The 24373-nt window shown below is 64.2% G+C and carries 22 protein-coding genes; 14 read left to right on the top strand and 8 right to left on the bottom strand.

The window, feature by feature from the left end; translation table 11 throughout:
- Positions 1–321 precede the first annotated feature (321 nt).
- From ompA to ACSQ3S_RS09335, 5 genes are all read left to right on the top strand, one after another.
- The gene (ompA, locus tag ACSQ3S_RS09355) at positions 322–1035 is read left to right on the top strand and encodes an outer membrane protein OmpA (RefSeq protein WP_176655227.1); all 714 of its coding nucleotides are present in this window, start codon (positions 322–324) and stop codon (positions 1033–1035) included.
- A gap of 110 nt (positions 1036–1145) precedes the next feature.
- Positions 1146–1841 carry a bifunctional 2-polyprenyl-6-hydroxyphenol methylase/3-demethylubiquinol 3-O-methyltransferase UbiG gene (gene ubiG / locus ACSQ3S_RS09350; RefSeq protein ID WP_436142210.1) on the top strand — a complete coding sequence of 232 codons (696 nt, stop codon included), beginning with the start codon at positions 1146–1148 and terminating at the stop codon, positions 1839–1841.
- A 10-nt stretch (positions 1842–1851) separates the two neighbouring features.
- A complete protein-coding gene (locus tag ACSQ3S_RS09345) occupies positions 1852–2544 on the top strand; it encodes an HAD-IA family hydrolase (RefSeq protein WP_436142209.1) in 693 nt (230 codons plus the stop codon).
- A gap of 218 nt (positions 2545–2762) precedes the next feature.
- Positions 2763–3803, top strand: a complete 1041-nt coding sequence (locus ACSQ3S_RS09340; protein ID WP_436142208.1) for a hypothetical protein — start codon at positions 2763–2765, stop codon at positions 3801–3803.
- 149 nt (positions 3804–3952) lie between these two features.
- A complete protein-coding gene (locus tag ACSQ3S_RS09335; protein WP_436142207.1) occupies positions 3953–5059 on the top strand; it encodes a hypothetical protein in 1107 nt (368 codons plus the stop codon).
- A gap of 9 nt (positions 5060–5068) precedes the next feature.
- On the opposite strand, the gene ACSQ3S_RS09330 is transcribed toward ACSQ3S_RS09335, so the two are convergent.
- From ACSQ3S_RS09330 to ACSQ3S_RS09295, 8 genes are all read right to left on the bottom strand, one after another.
- Positions 5069–6076 (bottom strand): sulfate ABC transporter substrate-binding protein, encoded by a 1008-nt coding sequence (locus ACSQ3S_RS09330; protein ID WP_176655072.1) that lies wholly within the window; start codon positions 6074–6076, stop codon positions 5069–5071.
- The gene (locus ACSQ3S_RS09325) at positions 6076–9231 is read right to left on the bottom strand and encodes an efflux RND transporter permease subunit (protein ID WP_436142206.1); all 3156 of its coding nucleotides are present in this window, start codon (positions 9229–9231) and stop codon (positions 6076–6078) included. Before ACSQ3S_RS09325 ends, ACSQ3S_RS09330 begins: the two co-directional genes overlap by 1 nt.
- A complete protein-coding gene (locus tag ACSQ3S_RS09320) occupies positions 9228–10400 on the bottom strand; it encodes an efflux RND transporter periplasmic adaptor subunit (protein ID WP_436142205.1) in 1173 nt (390 codons plus the stop codon). The genes ACSQ3S_RS09325 and ACSQ3S_RS09320 overlap by 4 nt, the downstream gene beginning before the upstream one ends.
- Positions 10397–10807: an ExbD/TolR family protein gene (locus ACSQ3S_RS09315; RefSeq protein ID WP_176655069.1), complete on the bottom strand. Its 411-nt coding sequence runs from the start codon at positions 10805–10807 to the stop codon at positions 10397–10399. Before ACSQ3S_RS09315 ends, ACSQ3S_RS09320 begins: the two co-directional genes overlap by 4 nt.
- On the bottom strand, positions 10807–11523 hold the full coding sequence (locus ACSQ3S_RS09310; protein WP_413448391.1) for a MotA/TolQ/ExbB proton channel family protein: 717 nt from the start codon (positions 11521–11523) through the stop codon (positions 10807–10809). Before ACSQ3S_RS09310 ends, ACSQ3S_RS09315 begins: the two co-directional genes overlap by 1 nt.
- Positions 11524–11547: 24 nt before the next feature.
- Positions 11548–12324 carry an energy transducer TonB gene (locus ACSQ3S_RS09305; RefSeq protein ID WP_436142204.1) on the bottom strand — a complete coding sequence of 259 codons (777 nt, stop codon included), beginning with the start codon at positions 12322–12324 and terminating at the stop codon, positions 11548–11550.
- A gap of 141 nt (positions 12325–12465) precedes the next feature.
- Positions 12466–13164, bottom strand: a complete 699-nt coding sequence (locus ACSQ3S_RS09300; RefSeq protein ID WP_436142203.1) for a cytochrome b/b6 domain-containing protein — start codon at positions 13162–13164, stop codon at positions 12466–12468.
- Positions 13165–13172: 8 nt separating this feature from the next.
- Entirely contained in the window at positions 13173–13616 is a 444-nt protein-coding gene (locus ACSQ3S_RS09295; RefSeq protein WP_176655065.1) for a rhodanese-like domain-containing protein, read from the bottom strand.
- A gap of 344 nt (positions 13617–13960) precedes the next feature.
- Here ACSQ3S_RS09295 and ACSQ3S_RS09290 point away from each other — a divergent pair, with 344 nt between their 5' ends.
- The 9 genes from ACSQ3S_RS09290 to ACSQ3S_RS09250 all read left to right on the top strand — a co-directional run bounded on the left by ACSQ3S_RS09290 (position 13961) and on the right by ACSQ3S_RS09250 (position 24371).
- A complete protein-coding gene (locus tag ACSQ3S_RS09290; protein WP_436142202.1) occupies positions 13961–16786 on the top strand; it encodes a TonB-dependent receptor in 2826 nt (941 codons plus the stop codon).
- A 190-nt stretch (positions 16787–16976) separates the two neighbouring features.
- A complete protein-coding gene (locus ACSQ3S_RS09285) occupies positions 16977–19286 on the top strand; it encodes a DUF1549 and DUF1553 domain-containing protein (protein ID WP_436142201.1) in 2310 nt (769 codons plus the stop codon).
- Positions 19287–19309: 23 nt separating this feature from the next.
- A complete protein-coding gene (locus tag ACSQ3S_RS09280; RefSeq protein ID WP_436142200.1) occupies positions 19310–20755 on the top strand; it encodes a DUF1501 domain-containing protein in 1446 nt (481 codons plus the stop codon).
- A gap of 14 nt (positions 20756–20769) precedes the next feature.
- Entirely contained in the window at positions 20770–21177 is a 408-nt protein-coding gene (locus ACSQ3S_RS09275) for a CHRD domain-containing protein (RefSeq protein WP_436142199.1), read from the top strand.
- Positions 21174–21557: a hypothetical protein gene (locus ACSQ3S_RS09270; protein ID WP_436142198.1), complete on the top strand. Its 384-nt coding sequence runs from the start codon at positions 21174–21176 to the stop codon at positions 21555–21557. Before ACSQ3S_RS09275 ends, ACSQ3S_RS09270 begins: the two co-directional genes overlap by 4 nt.
- Before the next feature lie 54 nt (positions 21558–21611).
- On the top strand, positions 21612–22226 hold the full coding sequence (locus ACSQ3S_RS09265; RefSeq protein ID WP_436145002.1) for a c-type cytochrome: 615 nt from the start codon (positions 21612–21614) through the stop codon (positions 22224–22226).
- A 25-nt stretch (positions 22227–22251) separates the two neighbouring features.
- On the top strand, positions 22252–22842 hold the full coding sequence (locus ACSQ3S_RS09260) for a peroxiredoxin (protein WP_436142197.1): 591 nt from the start codon (positions 22252–22254) through the stop codon (positions 22840–22842).
- Positions 22843–22855: 13 nt separating this feature from the next.
- The gene (locus tag ACSQ3S_RS09255; protein ID WP_436142196.1) at positions 22856–23863 is read left to right on the top strand and encodes an SMP-30/gluconolactonase/LRE family protein; all 1008 of its coding nucleotides are present in this window, start codon (positions 22856–22858) and stop codon (positions 23861–23863) included.
- 28 nt (positions 23864–23891) lie between these two features.
- Positions 23892–24371 carry a c-type cytochrome gene (locus ACSQ3S_RS09250; RefSeq protein WP_436142195.1) on the top strand — a complete coding sequence of 160 codons (480 nt, stop codon included), beginning with the start codon at positions 23892–23894 and terminating at the stop codon, positions 24369–24371.
- Positions 24372–24373 lie beyond the last annotated feature (2 nt).

Genomic DNA, 24373 nt, shown 5'->3' with positions numbered 1-24373 from the left:
CGCAAATCCCGCGCCTGCCCCGGCATCCTCGAGCCCGCGCACGATTCACAAGCTTGTAACCCCTTGTAATATTCATGACACATTACTCAATTATTATCGATAATCACGTTGCAACAAAACAACATTTTGGTCGAAATCGAAAAGGGCGCGTGTTGCACCCTTTTTACGGCCGAAGATCGCTTGTGGCAAAATGGATTAGAAGTTAATTGCTTGTTTCGCAATCGGGAGACGGGCGCGACGCCCGTGCGTGGTAGAATTCGCCCCACGTATTACACGTCGCGCAGTTTTTCTGCGGATATCACCCCCGAAAGGAAGAAAAATATGAAAAAACTGATTTCGATGCTGGCCGTGTCGGCTGCCTTCGCTACCTCGGCTATTGCACAAACCGCGCCTACCGCTCCTCCGTATGCTCCTGTGACCCAGGACATCAAGGCAGCAACCCCTAAGAGCGCATACGTGCAGGATGCACGCGGCGTCATCGCCCGTGATCCGTTCGGCCTGTGCTGGCGTACCGGCTACTGGACCCCGGCTGATGCCGTTCCAGGTTGCGACCTGCCAATCTGCGTCGAGCCAGAAAAGCTGGAAAACGGCAAGTGCGTAGCACCGCCGCCACCACCGCCAGCCGCGCCAGCCCCTGCTCCGGCACCGGCTCCAGCACCTGCGCCAGTCCCAGTGCCTACCGCACAAAAAGTCAGCTTCGCAGCGGATGCGTTCTTCGACTTCGACAAAGCCGTTCTGAAACCAGAAGGCAAAGCGAAGCTGGACGACGTGACCTCGAAACTGGGTTCGATCAACCTGGAAGTGATCATCGCCGTCGGCCACACCGACTCCGTTGGTACCGATGAATACAACCAGAAGCTGTCGGTACGCCGCGCTGAAGCTGTCAAGGCCTACATCATCTCCAAAGGCGTTGAAGCCAACCGCGTGTACACCGAAGGCAAGGGCGAGAAACAGCCGGTTGCAGACAACAAGACTGCAGAAGGCCGCGCCAAGAACCGTCGCGTAGAAATCGAAGTCGTGGGCACCAGCAAGTAATTGCTCGTCCCGTAGGACAGAAACCCCGCCCCGGCGGGGTTTTTTTACGCCCGCTGCTTTAGAATAGCGGGATGAGTCCCGTAGCATTTATTTAGTCCTTACCAGAGCCCATGAACGCCGATCCATTAGAACTGCAAAAATTCTCCGACCTCGCGCACCGCTGGTGGGACCCGACCTCCGAGTTCCGCCCGCTGCACGAAATCAATCCGCTGCGCCTGGAATGGATCAACGCGCGCGCACCGCTGGCCGGCAAGAACGTCATCGACATCGGTTGCGGCGGCGGCATCCTCAGCGAATCGATGGCGCGCAAGGGCGCCACGGTGACCGGCATCGACCTGTCCGAGAAGGCGCTGAAGGTGGCCGACCTGCATTCGCTGGAATCGGGTGTGCAGGTGCGCTACAAGCTCATCGCCGCCGAAGAGATGGCGGCGCAGGAAGCGGGCCGCTACGATGTGGTGACCTGCATGGAAATGCTCGAGCACGTGCCGGACCCGGCCGCCATCGTGCGCGCGGCCGCCACGCTGGTCAAGCCAGGCGGCCATGTGTTCTTCTCCACGCTGAACCGCAACCCCAAGGCCTACCTGTTCGCCATCCTCGGCGCCGAATACCTGCTGCGCATGCTGCCCAAGGGCACCCACGACTACGACAAGTTCATCACGCCGTCCGAACTGTCGCAATTCATCCGCAGCGCCGGCCTTGAACTGCAAGGCTTCAAGGGCATGGGCTACAATCCGTTGACCAAGATCTATTCCCTGAACGACGACACCAGCGTCAATTACCTGGTCGCCACCACCCGTCCGCTGTAAGAACTCATCCATGACCCTACCTACTCCTCCGCGCGCCATCCTGTTCGACCTCGACGGCACGCTGGCCGATACCGCGCCCGACCTGGCCGCCGCCGTCAACCTGCTGCGCGCCGAGCGCGGCCTGGCGCCCACCGCCTATGAACTGCTGCGCCCGACCGCCTCGGCCGGCGCGCGCGGCATGATAGGCGCCGCCTTCGGGCTGAAGCCGGAGGACGAAGGCTTCGTCGAGCTGCGCGACGGCTTCTTCCACAACTACCAGGCGGCGATGGCGGTGCACAGCACGCTGTTCCCCGGCATCGTCGAGCTGCTGGCCGGCATCGAGCAGGCCGGGCTGCAATGGGGCATCGTCACCAACAAGCCGTCGCGCTTCACCGATCCGCTGCTGCCGCTGATCGGCCTGGCACACGCGGCCTGCGTGGTGTCCGGCGACACCACGGCGCACGCCAAGCCGCACCCGGCGCCGCTGCTGGAAGCGGCCGGCCGCCTCGGCCTGGCGCCGGAGCAATGCTGGTACGTCGGCGACGACCTGCGCGACATCCAGGCCGGCAAGGCCGCCGCGATGAAGACCATCGCCTGCGGCTGGGGCTATTGCGGACCGGTCGAGCCGCAGGGCTGGCAGGCCGACTATCTGTTTGATAGTCCTTTGGAATTGTTGGTACTGATGCAACACTCGTTGACGGGCAATACCGAACTGGCCGCGTAAACTTGGCGACTTAGCATTTGATACCGCTAACCGTTGTATAGACGTATCAATGGTAACGGTGTCATTTGAATCCAGGCACTAAACGGTTGTTCAGGAAACTTAACTACGTATAATCGGCGCCTGACTGCGTAGTATTACTTATTTCCTCAAGGCCACAAACTCGCTGAACGGAAAGGGAGACAGTCACCAACTATCTCAACTTTCCAATCAGGAGCATCATGAATTTTCCTGAGATGGCTGCCACGACCTCGCAGCCTTACTCCGAGCAGTTCGCTGTCTTAGCCGCCAACCTGGACGAGCCAGGCGCCCCGCAAAGCTGGATGGCCAGCGTGGCCGACGCCAAATACCACTGGTACGACCTGGTGGCCGGCTTCCCCGAAACCCCTGACATCCGCGATCCGATCGGCCGCTACCAGCGCCGCATGCAGTTCGAGCTCGAAGCGCTGGCGGAAAAACGCCACCTGTTCTTCGCCGTCACCCGTCCGCGCGTGCGCTTCGACGTCGGCGGCGCGATCCAGTGGGGTTTCTTCTCGCTGAAGCTGACGCTGCCGCTGCTGATGGGCCTGGCCGAAACCAAGGAAACCATTTCCATCGAACTCAAGGTGCCGTTCGCCGCCACCCTGAAGAAGCCGGCCGTGACGCTGACGCCGAACTTCATCACGCTGAACTGGGGCGGCCTGGTCGAAGCGTTTTCGATCCACGACATCCTGCAAACCTACGCCCACACGCTGAAGGTGCCGAGCAAGGTGGTCTACGTCGGCCAGACCCGCGACGCCGAGGCCCGCCTGTCCAAGGGCCGCCTGCCGGCGCTGCAGAAGCTGCACGCGCAAGCGGCCGGCGAGCTCGACATGCTGCTGCTGGTGCAGCAGCTGGATGTGCAGGTGACCTGCGCCGACGGCGATCCGGCCGACGCCCCGCACAACGCGCATCCGGTCGCGGCCGACGCGCTGCAGGGCGAGCGCATGGACGTCATCGAGGCGGCGCTGATCCGCTACTTCGAAGGCAGCGCCGCCAGCCGCGTGCGCAGCCAGGAAGAGCGCACGCTGCGCGCCGCCCGGCTGCAGGACGCCCAGGCCAACAGCAGCCTGGCGCAGCTGACCATCGACCTGCAGCTCGACCAGGCCAGCCACTACCGCTACCTGGGCTCCGAGCACATGGCCGCCGCCAAGCGCCACCTGCTGAGTTGCTACATCGCCGACGGCGCCGCCATGGTCGCGCCGCTGCCGTTGCCGGTGCCCGCCAAGGGCGCAAAAAATTAAAGCTCCGGAGGCCGGCGCGGATGCGCGCCGGCCTTGCCAGTGTTACATTGTGTGTAGAATTACCAGATTCCCCAGATTGCCATGTGGAAATATTCACGTGGACGTACTATACTGGGGGAATACATACGAGACACTCTGGAGCCCGCCCCATGACGAGCGATTTGCCCGACTCGATCGCTGACGACTATCCCGACCCTTCGCCGGATGAGCTGGGCGTGGGGGCGCTGTTCGCCGAAGTGCAGGAACCCTTCCACGACCTGCTGGCGCCGCCGGTGGACCACGACGACCTGCTGCCGCTGGCGCCGCGGCGCACCGCGGCGCCGCAAACCTGGACCGTCACCGTGGCCGACGCCAAGTTCCACTGGTACGACCTGGTGGCCGGCTTCCCCGAGATTCCCGACATCCGCGATCCGGTCGGCCGCCACCTGCGCCGCATGCAGTTCGACCTTGAGGCGACCACCGAAAAGCGGCTGATTTATTTCGTCGTCAACCGTCCGCGGGTGCGCTTCGACACCACGCGCAGCACCAGCTGGGGCTTCTTCTCGCTCAAGCTGACGATCCCCATCCTGCTCGGCGCCGAGGAAAAACGCGACAGCCTCACCATCGAACTCGAAGTGCCGTTTGCCGCCACGCTGAAAAAGCCCAGTGTCATCGTCACCGACCGCTTCATCACGCTGAACTGGGGCGGCTTGATCGAGGCGCTGTCGATCCACGACATCCTGCAGAACTATGAGAACACGCTGACCTTCCAGAGCAAGGTGCAGTACGTCGGCCAGACCAAGGATCCGATGGGCCGGCTGGCGCGCGCGCGCCTGGCGCCGGTGCAGAAGATCCACCGCGACAATGAAGAGTTCAACGACATGCTGCTGCTGATACAGCGCATGAACATCGAGGTGATTTCCGACGACGGCGATCCGGGCGAGCTGCCGGAGAACCAGAACCCGATAGCGGCGGACATCCTGCTGAAGGACCGCATCGACGTCATCGAATGCGCGCTGATACGCTACTTCGAAGGTCCGCAGATGCACGGCCGCAGCGACAAGGAAGCGGAAGTGCGCAGGCAGCGTCTGCGCGAGGTGCAGGCGGCCAACCACCTGGAGCACTTCCGCATCGACCTGCGGCTGGACAATCCGGGCAAGTACGAAGATCTGTTCTCGGCCCACGCGGGCGTGTCGCGCACTCACATCATCGACTGCACCATCGTCGACGGCGAGGTGCTCGTCACCCGCGTGCCGGACAAGCCGGCCAAGGGCTGATACCCGGGTTTAAAGCTTGGCCGGCTGGTACAGCTGGTCGAACAGGCCGCCGTCCGAGAAGTGCGCCTTCTGCGCCTTGGTCCAGCCGCCAGCCACTTCGTCGATGGTGAACAGCTTCACTTTCGGGAACTGGTTGGCGTACTTCTTCGCGGCCTTCTCCACCGTCGGACGATAGTAGTTCTTCGCGATGATCTCCTGCCCCGCATCGGTGTACAGGTAATCCAGGTAGGCCTGCGCCACCTTGCGGGTGCCATGCTTGTCCGCCACCTTGTCGACCACCGCCACCGGCGGTTCGGCCAGCACGCTGATCGACGGCACCACGATGTCCACCTTGTCCGGGCCAAGCTCCTTGACCGCCAGGAAGGCTTCGTTTTCCCATGCGATCAGCACATCGCCGATGCCCCGCTCGACAAAGGTCACCGTCGAGCCGCGCGCGCCGGAATCGAGCACCGGCACGTTTTTAAACAGCTTGGAGATGTAGTCCTTGGCGGTGGCCTCGCTGCCGCCCGGCTGCTTCAGCGCATAGCCCCAGGCCGCGATGTAGTTCCAGCGCGCGCCGCCGGAGGTCTTCGGATTCGGCGTGATGACCGAGATGCCCGGCTTGACCAGGTCGTTCCAGTCCTTGATGCCTTTCGGGTTGCCTTTGCGGACCAGGAACACGATGGTCGACGAATACGGCGTGCTGTTGTGCGCCAGGCGTTTCTGCCAGTTCTTGTCGAGCAGGCCGTGCTCCGCCACCTCGTCGATGTCGTAGGCCAGGCCCAGCGTGACGACGTCCGCATCGAGGCCGTCGATCACCGTGCGCGCCTGCTTGCCGGAGCCGCCATGCGACTGCTTGATGGTGACGCTGTCGCCGGTCTTGGCCTTCCACTGCCTGGAGAAGGACGCGTTGACGTCCTGGTACAGCTCGCGGGTCGGATCGTAGGACACGTTCAGCAGCGAGATATCGGCCGCATGCGCGGTCGCCGCCACCGCGCCAAGCAGCAGCGCGGAATGAATCAGTTTTTTTACAAACATCAGTAGTTCTCCTTTTGGACAAGTTGATTTTTATGCGATGCCGCCACCGGCGGCACCAGGGTAATGCTGGCAATACGCGCCGCCATCTGCTGGTCGGTCAATGGGCCGGTGCCGCTGTAGCGGTCCAGCACCAGGTAGATCACCGGCGTGATGTACAGCGTGATCACCTGCGAAAACAGCAGGCCGCCAACCACGGCAAGGCCCAGCGGCTGGCGCAGTTCGGCGCCGGCGCCCCAGCCGAAGGCCAGCGGCAAGGCGCCCATCAGCGCCGCCAGCGTGGTCATCATGATCGGCCGGAAGCGCTGGATACAGGCCGCGCGGATCGCCTCCGGCGCCGGCAGCCCCTGATTGCGCTGGGCGTCCAGCGCGAAGTCGATCATCATGATGGCGTTCTTCTTGACGATCCCGATCAGCATCAGGATGCCGATGATGGCGATCAGCGTCAGGTCCATGTCGAACAGGCGCAGCGTGATCAGCGCGCCCACCGCCGCCGACGGCAGGCCCGCCAGGATGGTCAGCGGATGGATATAGCTCTCGTACAGCACCACCAGCAGCACGTAGATCACCAGCACCGCGATGGCGATCAGCACCAGCTGGCTCGATTGGGTGTCCTGGAACACCGCCGCCTCGCCGCCGTACTTGGTGATGATGGAGGCCGGCAGCTGCACTTCCCTGCCGATCGCCGCGATGCGGTCGGTGGCGTCGCCCAGCGCGGCGCCGGGCGCCAGGTTGAACGACAGCGTGATCGCCTGCAGCTGCCCCTGGTGGTTGACGGCCGTCGGCCCGACCGTGCGCACCACGCGCGCAAAGCTGGACAACTGCACCAGCGCGCCGCCGCTGCCGCGCACGCTGACCTTGTCGAGCGCGGCGTCGAACTGGCGGTCGGCCGCTTCCATGATGACCTGGTAACTGGCGCTCGGCGCGTAGATGGTGGAGATCTGGCGGTCGCCGAAGGCCAGGTACAGCGCGCTGCGCAGGTCCGCCATCTGTACGCCCAGGCCGCTGGCCTTGTCGCGGTCGACGTCCAGTGTCGCCTGCAGGCCCTTGTTCTGGGTGTCGCTGGTGACGTCGCGGAACAGCGGATCGGCGCGCATGCCTTGCATGACCTTGTCGGCCCAGCCCTCCAGCGCGTCCGGCGTCACGCTCTGCAGCGTGTACTGGTAGCGGCTCTTGCTGGTGCGTCCGCCCAGCTGCAGGTTCTGCATCGGACTGAAATAGACCGCGATGCCGGGCACCGTGCGCGCCGCCTTGCGCAGCGAGTCCAGCGTTTCCTTCATGCCGGCCCGTTCGCCCTTCGCCTTCAGCGTCAGGATCAGCCTTCCGCTGGAGGTGCTGTTGCCGCCGCCGGGACCGCCTGCGCCGGTAAAGGACAGCACGCCCTGCACGTTGGGGTCGGCCTGCAGCGCCTTCGCCACCCTGGCCTGCAGCGCCATCAGCGCCGGCATCGACACGTCCTCCGAAGCCTCGGTGATGACGCGGATGCGGCCCAGGTCCTCCTCCGGGAAGAAGCCTTTGGGAACGGACTGGTACAGCACCGCCGTCAGCACGAAGCTGGCCAGCGCCGCCAGCAGCACCGCGTTACGGTGCCGCAGGCCCCAGTCCAGCGTGCGCTCGTAGGCACCGGTCAGCCGTGCGAAGGCGGCTTCGAAGATATTGCTTTCGGCGTGCGCCGCGTTCTCGTGGGTGAGCAGGCGGCTGGCCAGCATCGGCACCAGCGTCAGCGACACCAGCGCCGAGACCAGCACCGCCAGCGACACCACCACCGCGAATTCGTGGAACAGCAGGCCGATCACGCCCGGCATGAAGAAGATCGGGATGAACACCGCCACCAGCGACACCGAAATCGAGATGATGGTGAAGCCCATCTCCTTCGAGCCGTTCAGCGCGGCCTTCAGCGGCGGCTCGCCGCCCTCGATGTGGCGCACGATATTTTCCAGCACCACGATGGCATCGTCCACCACCAGCCCCACCGCCAGCGTGATGCCGAGCAGCGAGACGTTGTCCAGGCTATAGCCGGCCCAGTAGAACAGCACCATGGAGCCCAGCAGCGAAATCGGCAGCGTGACCGCGGGGATCAGCGTCGCCGACGCGCGGCGCAGGAACAGGAAGATCACCAGCACCACCAGCACCACGGTCAGCGCCAGCGTCAGGTTGACGTCGTGGATGGCGTCGCGGATCGACAGCGAGCTGTCGCCGCTGAGCGTCACGCTGATCGACGCCGGCAGCTGCGCCTGCAGCAGCGGCATCAGCTTGCGCACCGCGTCCACCACCTTCACCGTATTGGCATTGGGCTGCCGCTGGATCTGCAGCACCACGGAGCCTGCGCCGTTGTAGTTGGCGCTGGTGCGGACCGATTGAAAGCTGTCCTCCAGCGAGGCCACCTCCTTGAGCCGTATCGGCAAGCCGTTGCGGTTGGCGATAATCAGTTCGCCGAACTGCGCGGCCTTCATCAGGCGCGCGTCGGCCTGGATGGTCAGCGTCTGGTCCGGGCCTTCGATGATGCCCAGCGGGGAATTGGAATTGGCCGCCTTGACGGCGTTGGCCAGCTCGTCGAGCGTGATGTTGCGGGCGTTGAGTTTTTCCAGGTCGGCGCGCACGCGCATCGCGAAACGCTTCTGGCCGTTGACGTTCACCTGCGCCACGCCGTCCAGCGTGGCCAGGCTGGGCGCGATGAGGTTCTCGGCAAAGTCGTTCAATTCGGTCAGGCCCAGCGACGGCGAGTTAAGCACGATGAACAAGGTCGGGCCGTCGGCGGGATTGGTCTTGCGGTAGGACGGCAGCTCCGTCACTTCCGGCGGCAGCGAGCGCTGCGCGCGCAGCAACGCGGCCTGCACGTCCAGCGCCGCGACGTTGATGTCGATGCTGGGATCGAACTCCAGCGTCAGCGCGGTGGTGCCGGACGAGCTGCTGGAGGTGATCAGGTTCAAGCCGCCGATGGTGGCGAACTGCTTCTCCAGCGGCAGCGCCACCGACGACGCCATCGTCTCGGGACTGGCGCCAGGCAGGTCGGCGTTGACGTTGATGACCGGCGTGTTATAGCTGGGCAGCGCGGCGACCGGAATGCGGAAGCACGCCATGACGCCGGCCACGATCAGCGACAGCGACAACACGAACACCAGCGCGGGCCGGCGGATGCACAACTCGGAAATGTTCATCGCGCGCTCCCGCCGGCGTCGGCCACCAGCGCGTCCTTGCTGGCGTCTTTGCCCGCCTTGACCTTGGCGCCGGGCTTCAGATTCTGCTTGCCTTCAATGATGATCTGCTCGCCGCCGGTCAATCCCGAGACGGCGGCCTGGTTGCCGAAGGCGTGCAGCACCCGCACCTTGCGCGGCTGCGCCAGCTGATCGGCGCCGACCGCGTACACCACCGCGCCCTCGGGATGGGTCAGGATGGCCGCCAGCGGCACCACGACGGCGTCGCGAATAGTCGCCAGCGTGACGCGCGCATGCACGTACTGGCCCGGCCACAGCCGCGTATCGGTATTGTCGAATTGCGCCTTGACGCGTATGGTGCCCGCCACCGCATCGACGGAACTGTCGATGAAACTGAGCTTGCCTTGCAGCGTGCGCGCGGATGTGCCATCGCCCAGGCTTGCGCTGACCGCGACCGCGCCTGCCTTCTGCCCGGCCAGCAGCGCGGCCAGTCCACTCTCGGGTATCGTGAAGCTGACGGCGATAGGATGAATCTGCGTCACGCTGGCCAGCGGCGTGTTGGCCTGCACCAGGCTGCCCGCAAAGACATTGACCGCGCCGACGCGCCCCGCCGACGGCGCGCGTATCGTCGTGTAACTCAGATCGACCTGCGCGGAACGCAGCGCCGCCTGATCGGCCTGCAGCAGCGCGCGCTGGCTCTCAACCTGGGTTTGCAGGCTGTCCGCAGCACTGACGGAGATGAAGTTTTGCGCCGACAGATCCTGGCTGCGCTTGAACTGGCGCTCCAGGTCGGCCAGCGTGGCCTGATCGCGCAGCAGTTGCGCCTGCGCGCGGTCCAGCGCCGCGCGTTCGCTGCGGTCGTCCAGCGAGAACAGCAAGGCATCGGCCGCGACAAACTGGCCTTCCTTCACATGCACCCGCGTCAGCAGGCGGCTGACGTGGGGACGGATTTCCACCGTATTCAAAGGCACCACGGTGCCGTTGGCTTCCAGCTCGACCGGCACGTCGCGCCGCAGCGCCGGCGCCAGCCGCACGCTCGGAACGCCGCCGGCTGCCTTGGCCGATGGAGCGGCGACCGCCTGCGCAGGCTGCGGACGGCCGAGCGCGAAATAGCCGCCCGCCGCCACGCAGGCCAGCGCGGCCACCGCCACACTTGTACGCTTCGCCTTCAACCGCCCGGCTCCGTCAATACCGACAGCTTGGTCACTCCGGAGCGCTGGATATTGGCGATCACCTTGGCCACGGCGCGATACGGCACGCCCTGGTCGGCCTGCAGGCTCAGCGCCAACTCGGGATCCTTGGTCACCAGGTCCTTCAGCTCCGGTTCCAGCGCGGCCGGCTCCACTTCCCGCTTGTCGATGAAGATCTTGTTGCTGCCGTCAATACTCACCGTCACCGTCTTCGACGGATTCGCCGGAGTGGTGGTGGAAGTCTTCGGCAGGTTGATGCGCACCGCGTTGTTTAGCAGCGGCGCGGTGAGGATGAAGGTCACCAGCAGCACCAGCATCACATCCACCAGCGGCGTGATGTTGATCTCGCTGACCACGTCGCTGCTGTCTCTACCAGTCGAGAAGGCCATTATGCGTATGCTCCCTGCTGGACCGGCCGCACGGCTTGCGGCGCGGTGCGCGATGCGGGACGCGTCACGCGGAAGCCGTTCTTCTGCGCCAGGTTGACGAAGTCGGTGGCGTAGTTATCCAGCTCGGCGGCCGTCACTTTCAGCCGGCGCACGTAGAAGTTGAACGCCAGGACCGCGGGCACCGCCACCGCGATGCCGACGCCGGTGGCGATCAGCGCCTCGCCGATCGGACCGGCCACTACGTCGATGCTGGCCGAACCGCTCTTGCCGATGGCGCCCAGCGCATGAATGATGCCGAATACGGTGCCGAACAAGCCGACGAAGGGCGCGGTGCTGCCGATCGACGCCAGCACCGCCAGCCCGCTTTCCAGCGACTGGTATTCCTTCTGGATTTGCTGGCGCAGATGGCGCTCCAGCAGCTCCTGCCTGTCCCAGCTGTGTTCCAGGTCACTGCTGGCGTCGCCCGATTCGCTCACATGCAGCGCTTCGAAGCCTATGCTGGCCAGCCGCGATTTCGGACTGGCGTCGCTGGCCAACGCGCTGGCGGCGTCCAGCGTGCTGGCGCTCCAGAACTGTTTGGTAAATTGTTTATCCCGTTTTCCCAGCCGGTAGTGCTGCACGCCCTTGGCCAGTATCAACACCCAGGTAACGACGGAGAACAGCACCAGTGCGTACAGGGCGCCTTGAACGATAAGATCTAAGTAATAGGAAGACATGGAGTGCACCCTTAGTATAAAAAGTCAGGAAAGTTTGAAATTCAGTGGAACCTTGACCCAGCCGTCGATCGGCGTCTGGCCGCGCTTGGCGGGATCGAACGACCACGCCAGCACCGCCTTCACCGCAGCGTCGTCGAGTATCTTGTGACCGCTGGATTTATCGACGGCGACGTTGTCCGGTTTGCCCGAGGCCAGCACGTGGACCTTCAGCACAACCTGCCCTTGCAGGCCGCGGTCCTGCGCCAGCGCCGGATATTCCGGCGCCGGATTGCTGCGGTAGCCCGCATAGCCGCGCGGCTCGGTGATTGGCTCGGGTGCCGGCGGCGCAGGCGGCGCGGCCACTGGAGCCGGCGGTGCCGGTGTCGCCACCTGTACGGTGTTCGCGCTTGGAGGGCCGTCGTCGATCGGTGCCTGCGCCACTACCGGCACTTGCGGCGGCGCTTTGGCCGGCGCAGGCGCCACCTTGGCGACCTGCGGCTGAATCTTGGGCGGCTCGGGTGGCGGCGGTGGCGGCGGCGCAAACTCTATCGCCAGCGGTTCGGCCGCTTTCGGCGGCAGAGGTTCGATTTGACCGCCCTGGTGGAAGGCGATGATCACGCCTGCATGCAATACCACCGCAAGGCCGACCAGCGCAGCCAGGCCGCGCTTGTTGCCTTTGCCGGCAATGCCGGTACGTGGAATCGCAGCGCTGACCGGTGCAGCCGCTTCAACCGGCTGCACGCGCGGAGCGGGCCGCGCCTGCCGGCGCACCGCCGCGCGGCGCGGCGAATAATTCATACTCTCAAAAGTCAGTGCGGTCATGATGATGCCCTTTCGCTATTGTCCTTGCACATCCTTGAGCAGAAACCGTGCCCGGACTTCAAGTGACTGATTTCATTGAAAACTCTGTATTTCATCGGCCGCCAGCTGCTGCGCAGCCAACAGCCCGCGCACGACGGCTGCTTACCAGTGAACAGCGCCGCTGGCGGCGGACACCACCGCAGTGGCGGCGGCCAGCGCCAGCACCAGCGCGGCCCAACTACCCTTGATCGCGGAGGCGCCAACGCGCACCTCCTTGAATCCGGTCACCATCGGCTTGACCAGGTTATCCTTCTTGAGAACGAGGTAGACCAGGATGGCGACGATGTGCAGCGCCAGCACCCCCAGCAGCACATACGCCAATTGCTTGTGCAGGCCGGTCAGACGATTTGCCAGCCCCTCCTCCACCAGCGCGAACAGCGGGCCGGTGAACGAGATCTCGTCGTTGCCGAACAAGCCCGTGGTGGCCTGCACCGCCAGCAGCCCAAGCAGCGCAAACACCGACAGCGCGCCAAGCGGATTGTGCCCCTGCCCCTTCCAGCGGCCGCGCAGATAGGCCCGCAGCTTGCCGGCGGTCGGCGCGAAATTCACGAAGCGGGCATGCGTGGAACCGGCGAATCCCCATACCAGCCGGAAGGTCACCAGTCCCAGTATCGCCAGGCCCGCCTTGCCGTGGATTTCCATCCAGTCGCCGCCGATCTCGCCGCTGACGATGGCGACCGTCACCGCCAGCACCAGCGACCAGTGAAATATCCGCGTCGGCAGGTCCCATACCAGGATGCGTTTGCCGGCCGGTGCCGCAATCTGCGGCTGCACTTCCTCATAGGTGGCGCGCTTGTTCATGGCTGGACTCAGTTCGGGGCTGCGGCGGCAACCTGCTTGACCGGCGGCGCGATGCGGACAATCTTGCCGCCCTGCGATTCATAGTCTTCCGAGCCGGCGGCGCCGGCCACCTTGAAGCCCTTGGCGGTCAACAGGTCGCCGACGGCGCCGGCGCGATGGGCGTGGTTCGAGACGGTGACGATGACGCGGTCCTTTGGAATATAGGCCAACTGGTTTTCGACGTCCTTGGCCTGGATATTCAGGAAGACAGGGAAGCTGCCCTTGGTCGTTACTTCGTCCGGACGGCGCACGTCAATCACGACCAGCTTTTCCGGCTTGGCCAGCAGCGCGTCGACTTCAGCGCGCTCCAGTTGTTTGGTCTTGTAAGTCCAGGGTTGCGCGGCTTGCTGCGCGAATGCGGAAACGCTGGATACCAGCGCCAGTGCCAATGCTGCTATGTGGATTTTTTTCATGGTGTGTGCTTTCGAAGTGAATGAGTGAGATGGCTCATCCGCTTCGTTCGCAACTATCATGCCAAGCACCTGCGTATCGCGGAACGCCCGTATTTGCTGGCTTCCTGCAGTTTTTATCCGCAACGGCCTGGTGATGCGCCAACAGAAAATACAGCAGAGCTGTTGTGGATTCAACAGCGCCTTCAGTCGTTCCACGCGCAGTCGCTACCCCGTACGCAAGCATGCGGGCACGCCAATACTGGTGCTTAAACATATACGTTAATCGTATAAACAATTTATCCGTGATGGCACGTAACTTGCGAAATAGAGCTCAATACCACCGCCACCATCAGGAGAGCAAAGTAATGAGCAAAACGCATAACGTTTTACCGAACCACTTCCGAGCGGCGCCGTTGGCCGCAGCTGTTGTCGCCGCGCTGGGCCTGCTGGCTACGGGTTCGCTGCATGCCGCCGACGCGCCGACCATCGCTGATCTGCAGGCGGAAATCGCCCGAGTACTGGCGGAGAACGCCAAGCTGAAACAGGCGCTGGCCGCGCAGGCGCAAGGCGGTTCGGCAGCCGCCCCGGTGGCGCCGGCTGCCGAGGCTCCGGCGCCTACCCCCACCGTCGCTGCGGCCGAAGAAGAACCGCAGGCATTGGGCGCCGTCACCGTGCGCGGCAAGAAGAAGATCGAACTGCTGAAAGACGTGCCCTTGTCCGTCTCCGTAGTCAGCGGCGCGGAGCTGGATCGCGAACTGGCGCAAGACCTCAGCGCCATCACCAAGCGTAGCGCCGGCATCCAGTTCAACCAGAACAACACACGCGGCGCCTCGCTGTCGATACGCGGCCTGGGCAAGCGCTCGTTCACCGAAACGCAGGATCCGAGCGTCGGCATGGTGGTCGATGGCGTCAGCTACGGCTTGTCGCAACTGGCTAACTTCGATTTCTACGACGTCGATTCGGTCGACGTCACGCGCGGCCCGCAAGGCACGCTGGGCGGCAAGGGCGCCAGCTCCGGCGTGGTCAGCGTCAACACCAAGCGTCCGTCGTTCTACCCGAGCGCCGACTACCAGATCACCTACGGCCAACGCGACACGCTGATCGCCAAGGCCAATCTCGGCGGCCCGATCATCGACGACCTGCTGGCCTGGCGCGGCTCCTTCGTGGTCGACCGCAGCCGCGGCTACTACGTCAACAACTTCGATACCAACTACAGCCTGTATAACAAGAACCGCGTCAGCGGCCGCACCCAGTTCCTGTTCACGCCGACCGCCGACTTCAACGTCCGCGTCAGCTTCGATCTCGAGCCGCACGCGCCGCAAGTACAGAACGGCCTGACCTTCTACAAGAATCAGCCCGACCGCTTCGCCGACGGCTCGCTGACGGACCCCAGCGGCACCACCACGCGCGCCAAGCTGACCGGCTTCACCAACGCCACCGGCGTCTACACTCCGGGCCGCGCATGGTTCGCCGGACGAGATTTCAACGGCACGCCCTACACCTATGACAACAACTACATCGGCGACAACAACCTTAACTTCAACGAGAACCAGGGCCAGACCGTGCATAACAAGGGCGGCCAGATTGACCTGACCTGGAACGTCGCCAACCACACGCTCAGCTCCATCACCGCCACCCGCAAATACACCTTCGACGCGCACAACGACGAAGGCACGCCGTTCGACATCAACCGCAACGGCGGCGGCGGCGTGGATTACCAGCAGTTCAGCCAGGAGTTCAAGCTCAAGTCCAAGCCGGGCGGCGCCTTCGACTACGTGGCCGGCCTGTTCTACCTGAAGACCGACGACGACATCGCCTCCAAGACCGGCTGGGGTTCGGACGCCGGCGCGTGGTTCGCCACCGTCGGCCAGTACAACACGCTGGACCGCAACGCCGGTGCCAACCGCGGCGCGGGCCTTGCGCTGCTCAAGGACTCGCTGGACGACGCAGTGGCTAAAGGCGACACGGTGGTGCACACCAAGAGCTCGGCGATCTACGGCAACGCCACCTGGCACGCGACCGACGCGGTCAGCCTGACCGGCGGCCTGCGCCTGACGCACGAAAACCGCAACACCACCGACACGCGCTTCCTGACCGCCAACGGCGCCGGCGCGGCCCTCAATCCGGTCTCCGTGCGAGGCGTGCAGCTGGGCGGCTTCAACTCCACCGCCAGCGGCGCGCTCGCCACCGGCAACAGCTCTGCGCAACTGGCGCTGGCCGATGCTGTGGCCAACCGCTACTTCGGCGCAGCCTCGTACGGCGCCCTGACCACCGCGCAACTGGCGCAGGTGGCGGCGGCCAAGGCGCTGCGCGCAGGCCAGGTCGGGCAGCTTATCAGCGGCATCACCAGCTATTACAACGACAACCTGACCACCTCGACGCTGAGCCCAAGCTACCGCTTCAACGACAACGTCACCGGCTATACCTCGTGGCAGTATGGGGAGAAGTCCGGTTCGGCGCTCAACGTCAACGGCTTGTCGGCCAACGTGCGGCCGGAAAAGACCAACGCGTTTGAAGTCGGCCTGAAATCGAGCCTGCTGAACAACACGCTGATCGTCAACGCCGACCTGTTCCAGATGAATATCCGCGACTACCAGTCGACGGTGCGGGTGGTGGACGACTTCACCACGCAGACCAACATCGCCAACGGCCAGGCCAATCCGACCGCCTACGTGACGGCGCAGGGCAACGTGCCCAAGGCGCGCGCACGTGGCCTGGAGTTGGATGCGGTGTACTCAGGCATCCAGAACCTCAGCATCCGCGTATCCGGCGCCTACACCGATGCCCGCTACATCAGCTTCCCGCAGGCGGCCAAGCCGGACGAACTGGGCTACCTGACGGCCACCTACGTCGACCAGAGCGGCCTGACGCTGCCCGGCGTGGCCAAATGGACCGGCAACGTCGGCGCCGAGTACCGCGCGCCGGTGTGGGCGGACAGGCAGTTCCACACCAGCTTCAACACCGCCTTCACCAGCCGCTATAACAACAGCGACACGCTGTCCTCCTACGGCTACGTTCCGGGCAATGCGATAACCGACTTCGCCATCGGCCTGTCGACCAAGAGCGGCTTCGATGTCAGCCTGATCGTGAAGAACCTGACAGACAACCGCAAGCACGAGCCGGCATGGGTCAGCTATGCGCCAAATCCGTATCCGCGCTGGTACGGCCTGACCTTCAGCGGCAAGCTGTAAGTCCAACAGCGGCCTGCTGTTTATTCAACAGCAGGCCGCAGCATCTGCCCGCGCAGCAGCAGGCGCCTTCCTCGCACTCGGAAGAAATCCCAGTCAAATCAATCACATGGGCGATATGAAGGCGCTGGCCCGGTAGTTGCTATCTAAAGCTTAGAGAGCCGCATTAACACCTATCAGAAGGAGCAAGTCAGTGAACAAGCCCGCAATAAAGATACTATCGATCGCCGTGCTGCTGTGCTTTTCCGCCGTGCTGTCGGCTGCGCCGGAGGACGCCTCCAAAGCCGCAACACCGACCGCTGGAAAGGCATGGGCCTATACCACGCCAACCCAGCCGACGGTCCCCGTGGTCAAGCAGAAGGCCTGGGTGCGCACGCCGGTCGACGCCTTCGTGCTCGCCAAGCTTGAAGAGAAAGGCCTGAAGCCATCACCGGACGCCGACCGCGCCACCTTCATCCGCCGCGCGACACTGGACACCTGGGGCCTGATCCCGACGCCTGAAGAGGTTAAGGCCTTCGTCAACGACAAGTCGCCGGACGCCTATGAAAAGCTGGCCGACCGCCTGCTGTCGTCGCCGCATTACGGCGAACGCCAGGCGCGCCGCTGGCTGGACTTGGCGCGCTATGCCGACAGCGCCGGCTTCCAGAACGACACCACCCGTCCGAACAACTTCCGCTACCGCGACTACGTCATCAACAGCTTCAATGCAGACAAGCCGTTCGACCGCTTCACCCGGGAGCAGCTGGCTGGCGACGAGATCTGGCCTGACAGCCAGGAAGCGAAGATCGCCACCGGCTTCCTGGCCGGCTATCCGGACAACTCGAACTCACGCGACCTGGTGCAGCGCAAATACCAGATCGCCACCGACATGACGGACCTGGTCGGCGAGACCTTCCTCGCCGCCACCGTCGGCTGCGCGCGCTGCCACAATCACAAGGCGGACAAGGTCACCCAGAAGGAATACTTCCAGCTGCAGGCCTACTTCGCCAACACCAGCTTCGACGAAAAAGCGCCGGCCGCCAAGGGAGAGGGCGAACTGGCTTACGAGAAGCAGCAGAACGCCTACCGCGAAGCGACCAAGGATATCCGCGCGCAGCAGAAAGCCATCCTGGACACCGTGCGCGCCGTGGCCGTCAAATATCACAAGGAACGCTACCTGACCGACAGCCGCGAGGCCATCTTCAAGCCGGAAACGGAATGGAACGCGATGGACCGCTGGGTCAACTTCCGCCTGAAGTCCGTCAGCTCGGAGCAGGACGTGGTGGCCTACCTGAAGCTGACCGCAGAAGACAAGGACACGCCGGACTACAAGCCGGAAAACGTCGAGAAGTGGAAGCAATACCAGAAGCTGACCGCCGACTTGAAGAAGTTCGACAAGCTGCGTCCTGAAAAAGGCAGCCTGACGCTGACCACCGCCACCGAGCTGGGTCACCCCGACGCGCCGCCGACCTTCGTCCGCTTCGGCGGCGTGCATGAGCGGCCGACGGATGAAGTACAGCCTGCGCTGCCGGTGCTGTGGGCCGGCGCCAACGCCAAGCTGGAGATCAAGCCCACCGCCACCTCGTCAGGCCGCCGCACCGCGCTGGCCAACTGGCTGGCAAGCCCGGACAATCCTCTGACGGCGCGCGTGTTCGTCAACCGCGTCTGGAGCCAGTACTTCGCCAACGGCATCGTCGGCACCGTGGCGGACTTCGGCCGCGCCGGCCAGAAGCCTACCCACCCGGAACTGCTGGACTACCTGGCCACGGACTTCGTCAAGCAAGGCTGGAGCGTCAAGAAGCTGCACCGCGAGATCCTGCTGTCGAGCGTCTACCGCCAGTCCTCCGGCCAGCGCGACGATGTGCTGAAGGTCGACCCGGACAACAAGCTGCTGGCGGTCTATCCACGCAAGCGCCTCGAAGCCGAGGAAATCCGCGACTCGCTGCTGGCCGCATCCGGCCAGCTGGAAGACAAGATCGGCGGCCCTGCCGTATTCCCGCCGGTGCCGTCGAACTTCAACGCCGGCAATCTGTGGACGCCGTCGAAGGATCCGGCGGAGCAGAACCGCCGCAGCGTATATGTGTTCGTGCGCCGCAGCGTGCCGTATCCGCTGATGCAGAGTTTCGACCTGGCCGATCCGTCGCATGCCCATCACAAGCGCGACGTCACCACCACGCCGCTGCAAGCCCTGACGCTGTTCAACAGCGACGTGGTGTTCGGCTGGTCGCAGGCCCTGGCTGGCCGCGTGATCCGCGAAGCCGGCAAGGATGAATCGGCGCAGATCAACCGTCTGTACGAGATCCTGTTTGCCCGCGTTCCGAACAAGAACGAAAAGGCGGCGCTGAAGGACTTCCTCGACAAAGAGGAAAAAATCATCCTGGCCAAGAACGCGCAAGGCAAGTTTGAAATCGCCGTGCCGTCGGGCCTGAAAGAGAACCAGCAAGTTAATCCGGTCCGGGCGGCGGCGTTTGTCGACCTGGTTCACGCAGTCGCCAATTCCAACGACTTCGCCTACCGCTTCTAATCATTCATACAAAGGACAGCACCATGAGTATCAATTCCCGTCGCGACTTCCTGCTTAAATCCAGCCTGGGCCTCAGTGCCGGCGCCCTCACCGGCCTGCTGCCGGGCGGAGGCCTGCTGCACGCGGCCAGCGCCGCCGAGCTGGCCGATCCGCTGGCGCCGAAGCAGCCGAACTTTCCGGCCAAGGTCAAGTCCGTGATCTGGCTACACATGAACGGCGCGCCAAGCACGCTGGACCTGTTCGACTACAAGCCTGACCTGATCAAGTTGGCGGGCCAGGACGTGCCGGCCTCCTTCCTGAAAGGGATCAAGACCAGCACCCAGGGCGGCGTCGGCAAGCTGTATGCATCCAAGCGCACCTGGAAGCAGCACGGCGACAGCGGTTCGTGGTTCTCGGACCTGGTGCCGAGCATCGCCACCCAGTCCGACAAGATCGCCTTCATCAAGTCCAGCGTGACGGTCGGCGCCACGCACGACATCTCGATCCTGAAGCTGAACACCGGCGACCTGAGTCCAGGCCGTCCGTCGCTGGGCGCGTGGGTCAGCTACGCGCTGGGCTCGGCCAATCCGGACCTGCCGCCGTACGTGGTGCTCTATAACGGCAAGAGCGAGCCTAGCGCCGGTTCGGTCAACTGGAACTCCGGCTTCCTGCCGGCGGTATATCAAGGCACGGCCTTCCGTCCGGGCCCGTCGCCTATCCTGTACCTGGAACGTCCGGAGCTACGCACGGCGGCCCAGCAGCGCGCTTCGCTGGACCTGCTCAAGCGCCTCAACAACGACGGTGCGGCGCGCTACTCGGCTGATACCGAGCTGAAAGCCCGCGTACGCTCCTACGAACTGGCCGACCGCATGCAGGTGGCCGCGCCGGAAGCCGTGGACCTGACCAAGGAAAGCGACGCCACCAAGGAGCTGTATGGCCTGAACGACGAAACCAGCGCCAGCTACGGCACCACGCTGCTGCGCGCCCGCCGCCTGGTGGAACGCGGCGTGCGCTTCATCCAGGTGGTGTCCGGGGCGCCGGACGGCCAGACCGAAATCACCAGCTGGGATGCGCACAGCGAACTGGAAAAGAATCACACCGTCAACGCCCGCATGATCGACAAGCCGATCGGCGGCCTGCTGGCGGACCTGGAAGCGCGCGGCCTGCTGGAATCGACGCTGGTGGTGTGGACTTCGGAATTCGGCCGCACCTCGTATGGCCAGAGCGGCAATGGCCGCGACCACAACCCCTGGGGCTACACCCAATGGGTGGCGGGCGGCGGCGTCAAGGCCGGCACCACCTACGGCGCCACCGACGAAATCGGCCTGCAGGTTGCGGACAAGGACAAGGCGGTCGACACCTACGACCTGCATGCGACCGTGCTGCAGCTGCTGGGCCTCGACCACCTGAAAACCACTTTCCTCAACAACGGCCGATCGGAGCGTCCGACCGTCGTCTACGGAAAAGTCATCAAAGAACTGTTGGCATAAGAAAGAAAATACACATGAAAAAATACAGCATAGCCGTGATCCTCGCACTGGCCACCGCAGCGGCCCACGCTGGCGACACCAAGGTAGTCCTGACCGGCGCTGAAGAAACGCCGGCCGTCGCCACCAGCGCCAGCGGCAGCGGTACGATCTCGGTCGGCGCCGGTGCCGAGCACGCGGTCAGCGGCGGCATCACCACCAAGGAAGTGCAGGCCACCGCCGCGCACATCCACCTGGCCGCCCCGGGCAAGAGCGGTCCGCCGGTGATCACGCTGGCCAAAACCGGCGACAACACCTGGTCCGTTCCGGCCGGCGCCACGCTGAACGACGAGCAGTACGCCAGCTACCTGGCCGGCAACCTGTATATCAACGTGCACAGCGCCGACCACAAGCCAGGCGAGATTCGAGGCCAGTTGCGTCCATGAGGTCAGGTAAAGCCATTTTTGTGATTGCAGTGTCGATGCTGCTGTCGGCCGGAGTCCGGTCGGCGGAGGAGCTCAGCGTCGACCTGATGCAGACCATCGAGGACACCAACAAAAGCCTGTCTTCCAATATCGCCCTCAGTAACAAGCAAGGCGCCACCGCCGACGCGAAGGAACTGACGCAGATGTTTGCGGAGGTCGAGACATTCTTCGACCACAAGGGCGATGCGAAGAACGCGGTGGACCTGGCGAAGCAGAGCAAGGACCTGTCGTCCGAGATCGTCGGCTACGTGGCGGCCAACAATTTTGAATCGGCCACCACGGCTGCCACCACGCTGTCGCGCACCTGCCGTACCTGCCACACGTTTTACAAGAAGGAGTAGCTTATTTTCAGAGTATTGCAGACGGCGGCGAAGTTACTGACGCTGTTGCTGACGATGATGCTGTCGCCGGCCCTCGCCGCGCCGCCGGGCGATCCGGTGGCCGGCAGGGAAAAGGCCGATACCGAGCGATGCCTTGAATGCCACGGCACCGCCGGCGAAGGCCAGGGCTTCAGCAACGGCACCGACGGCAAGTTCGCCAAGCTGGGAGGCCAGTATCCGGCGTATATCGTCAAGCAGATACAGGACTTCCGCAGCGGCAAACGCAAGCACGAGTTCATGAAGATGATGGCGACCGGGATCAGCGACGCCGACCTGGCCGACATCGCCGCCTACTTCGCCACGCTGCCGGCCCTGGCCGGCACGCCACGCGCCGCCCCGGCCGCAGCGCAGGACGCCACGGCCCATCCGGTCGCGCGGCAGCTGTATGCGCAAGGCGACCCGGCGCGCAAGCTGCCCGCCTGCGTCGCCTGCCACGGTGACGGAGGCAAAGGCGTGGCCGGCGTGGCGCCGGTGATCGGCGGCCAGGGACAGCGCTACCTGGAGCAGCAACTGCAGGACTGGCGCAACGGCAGCCGCAACAACAGCGCCGGCGGCGTCATGAACCAGCTGGCGGCACCGTTGACCGACGCCGAGATCGAATCGCTGGCGCGCTACGTATCCGAGATGTAGACATCCAACCAAAACAGGAATATCAATGAAAAAACTGATCATCGCATCACTGCTGGCCGCAACGGTCGTCCTGCCGGCCAGCGCCGCGCTCAAGGAAGGCGACGCCGCACCGGCCTTCAAGGCCCAGGCTTCGCAGGCCGGCAAGGCTTTTGCCTTCTCGCTCAAGGACGCGCTGAAGAAAGGCCCGGTCGTGGTCTATTTCTATCCTTCCGCCTTCACCGGCGGCTGCAACATCCAGGCCCACACCTTCGCCGTCAATCATGACAAGTTCAGCGCCGCCGGCGCCACCGTGGTCGGCGTCTCGCTCGACAGTATCGCGCGCCTGAACGAATTCTCGGCCGATCCGAACTACTGCGCCGGCAAGTTCCCGGTCGCGGCTGACGCCAACGGCGACATCGCAAAATCGTACGATCTGGCGATCAGGGAAATCGCCGCCGGCAAGAAGGATACGCGCGGCATCGAGATCGACCACGCCGCCGCCGAACGCACCACCTTCATCGTTACGCCGGACGGCAAGATCGCCGCCACCGTGGGCGGCCTGACGCCTGAAGCCAACGTCGAGAAGGCGCTGGCGACGGTGCAGCAGTTGGCCCAGCATCCTTCCAAAAAATCCTGATGAGGCGCGGACGATGAAGAACCTCACAATCTGGAAACCGCACCTGGCCGTCGCCATCGCCGCGGGCGTGGCGCTGGTGGCAGCCGACCTCACCGCCCATGCACAGATCACCGCCGCTGCCGCGCTGACACCCGCCATCGCCGGCGTAGTGGCAGCCGGCACGCCGATACAGCTGATCAAGGAAGGCTTCACCGGCACCGAGGGCCCGGTGGTACTGCCAGACGGCAGCCTGATCTTCACCGAGACTCAGGCCAACCGCATTACCCGCATCGCCGCCGACGGCTCCACGTCCATCTTCCTCGACAACACCAACGGTTCCAATGGCCTGGGCTTCACCGCCAATGGCGACCTGTACGCGGTGCAGGTGCTGAAGCCGCGCGTCGGCATCGTCTATCCGGCCTCGCATGCGCGCACGCTGGCCGACCAGTATGAAGGCAGGCCTTTCGGCCGGCCCAACGACCTGGTGGTCGACCGCAAGGGCGGTGTCTACTTCACCGATTCCGGCGCACCACCCCGTCCTGCAGGCACGCCGGCACCGGCGGAGCAGCCGGTGGTCGCCAAACCGGCCGTGTACCACATCACGCCGTCAGGCGAACTTCAGCGCATCGCTGCCGACATCGAACGCCCGAACGGCATCCAGTTGAGCCCCGACGAGAAAGTGCTGTATGTCGCCAACACCGCCGGCGAGCACGTGCTGGCCTACGACATCGCCGCCGACGGCAGCATCGGCGCTCGCCGCAATTTCGCGAAACTGGAAGGCTGGCGCAAGACGGACACCGGCGCCAGCAGCGGCGCCGATGGATTGGCGGTCGATGCCAGCGGCAGGCTGTATGTGGCGTCCACCGCCGGCATCCAGGTGTTCTCGAACAAGGGAGAGGCGCTGGGCATCATCGCCTTGCCGAAAGCACCGCAGAACCTGGCCTTCGCCGGCCCGGACAAGAAAACCCTGTACGTCGTCGGCCGCGGCGCCGCTTACAAGATCGCCCTGCTGGCGGAAGGCTACGGCGGACGCGCCAAGTAGCGATTTTTAACCTCACGATGGAAAAACGATGAATCAACGACTCAAGAAAATCCTCGCACCATCCCTGGCGATCGCCCTGCTCGCCGGTTCCGCCAGCGTGCTGGCGCAGCAAGCGCCCAAGCCGGAGAACCTGATCAAGTGGCGCCAGTCGGCGTTCCAGATCGTGGCCTGGAACACTGGCCGCATCAAGGCGTCGGTCGAAGGCACGTACAACAAGGACGAAGTGCAGCGCGCCGCCAACGTCATCGCCGCCATCGCCAACTCGGGCCTGGGCGGACTGTTTGCGGCCGGTACCGAACAGGGCAAAGGCTGGCACGACACCAGCGCCAAGCCGGAGCTGTTCAAGGATCCGAAAAAATTCGCCGACCTGAACGCCAGCTTCGGCAAGGAAGCCGGCGAACTGGCGGCCGTGGCCGGCGGAGGCGACGTCGCCGCCATCAAAACCCAATTCGGCAAACTGCAGCGCACCTGCAAATCCTGCCATGACGACTTCAAATCCAAAGACTGAAC

This window comes from Duganella sp. LjRoot269 (genome assembly GCF_964254095.1).
Lineage (GTDB): Bacteria > Pseudomonadota > Gammaproteobacteria > Burkholderiales > Burkholderiaceae_D > Rugamonas > Rugamonas hordei.
The sequence above is the reverse complement of the archived record's forward strand: the minus strand, read 5'-3'. Positions and strand labels throughout refer to the sequence as shown.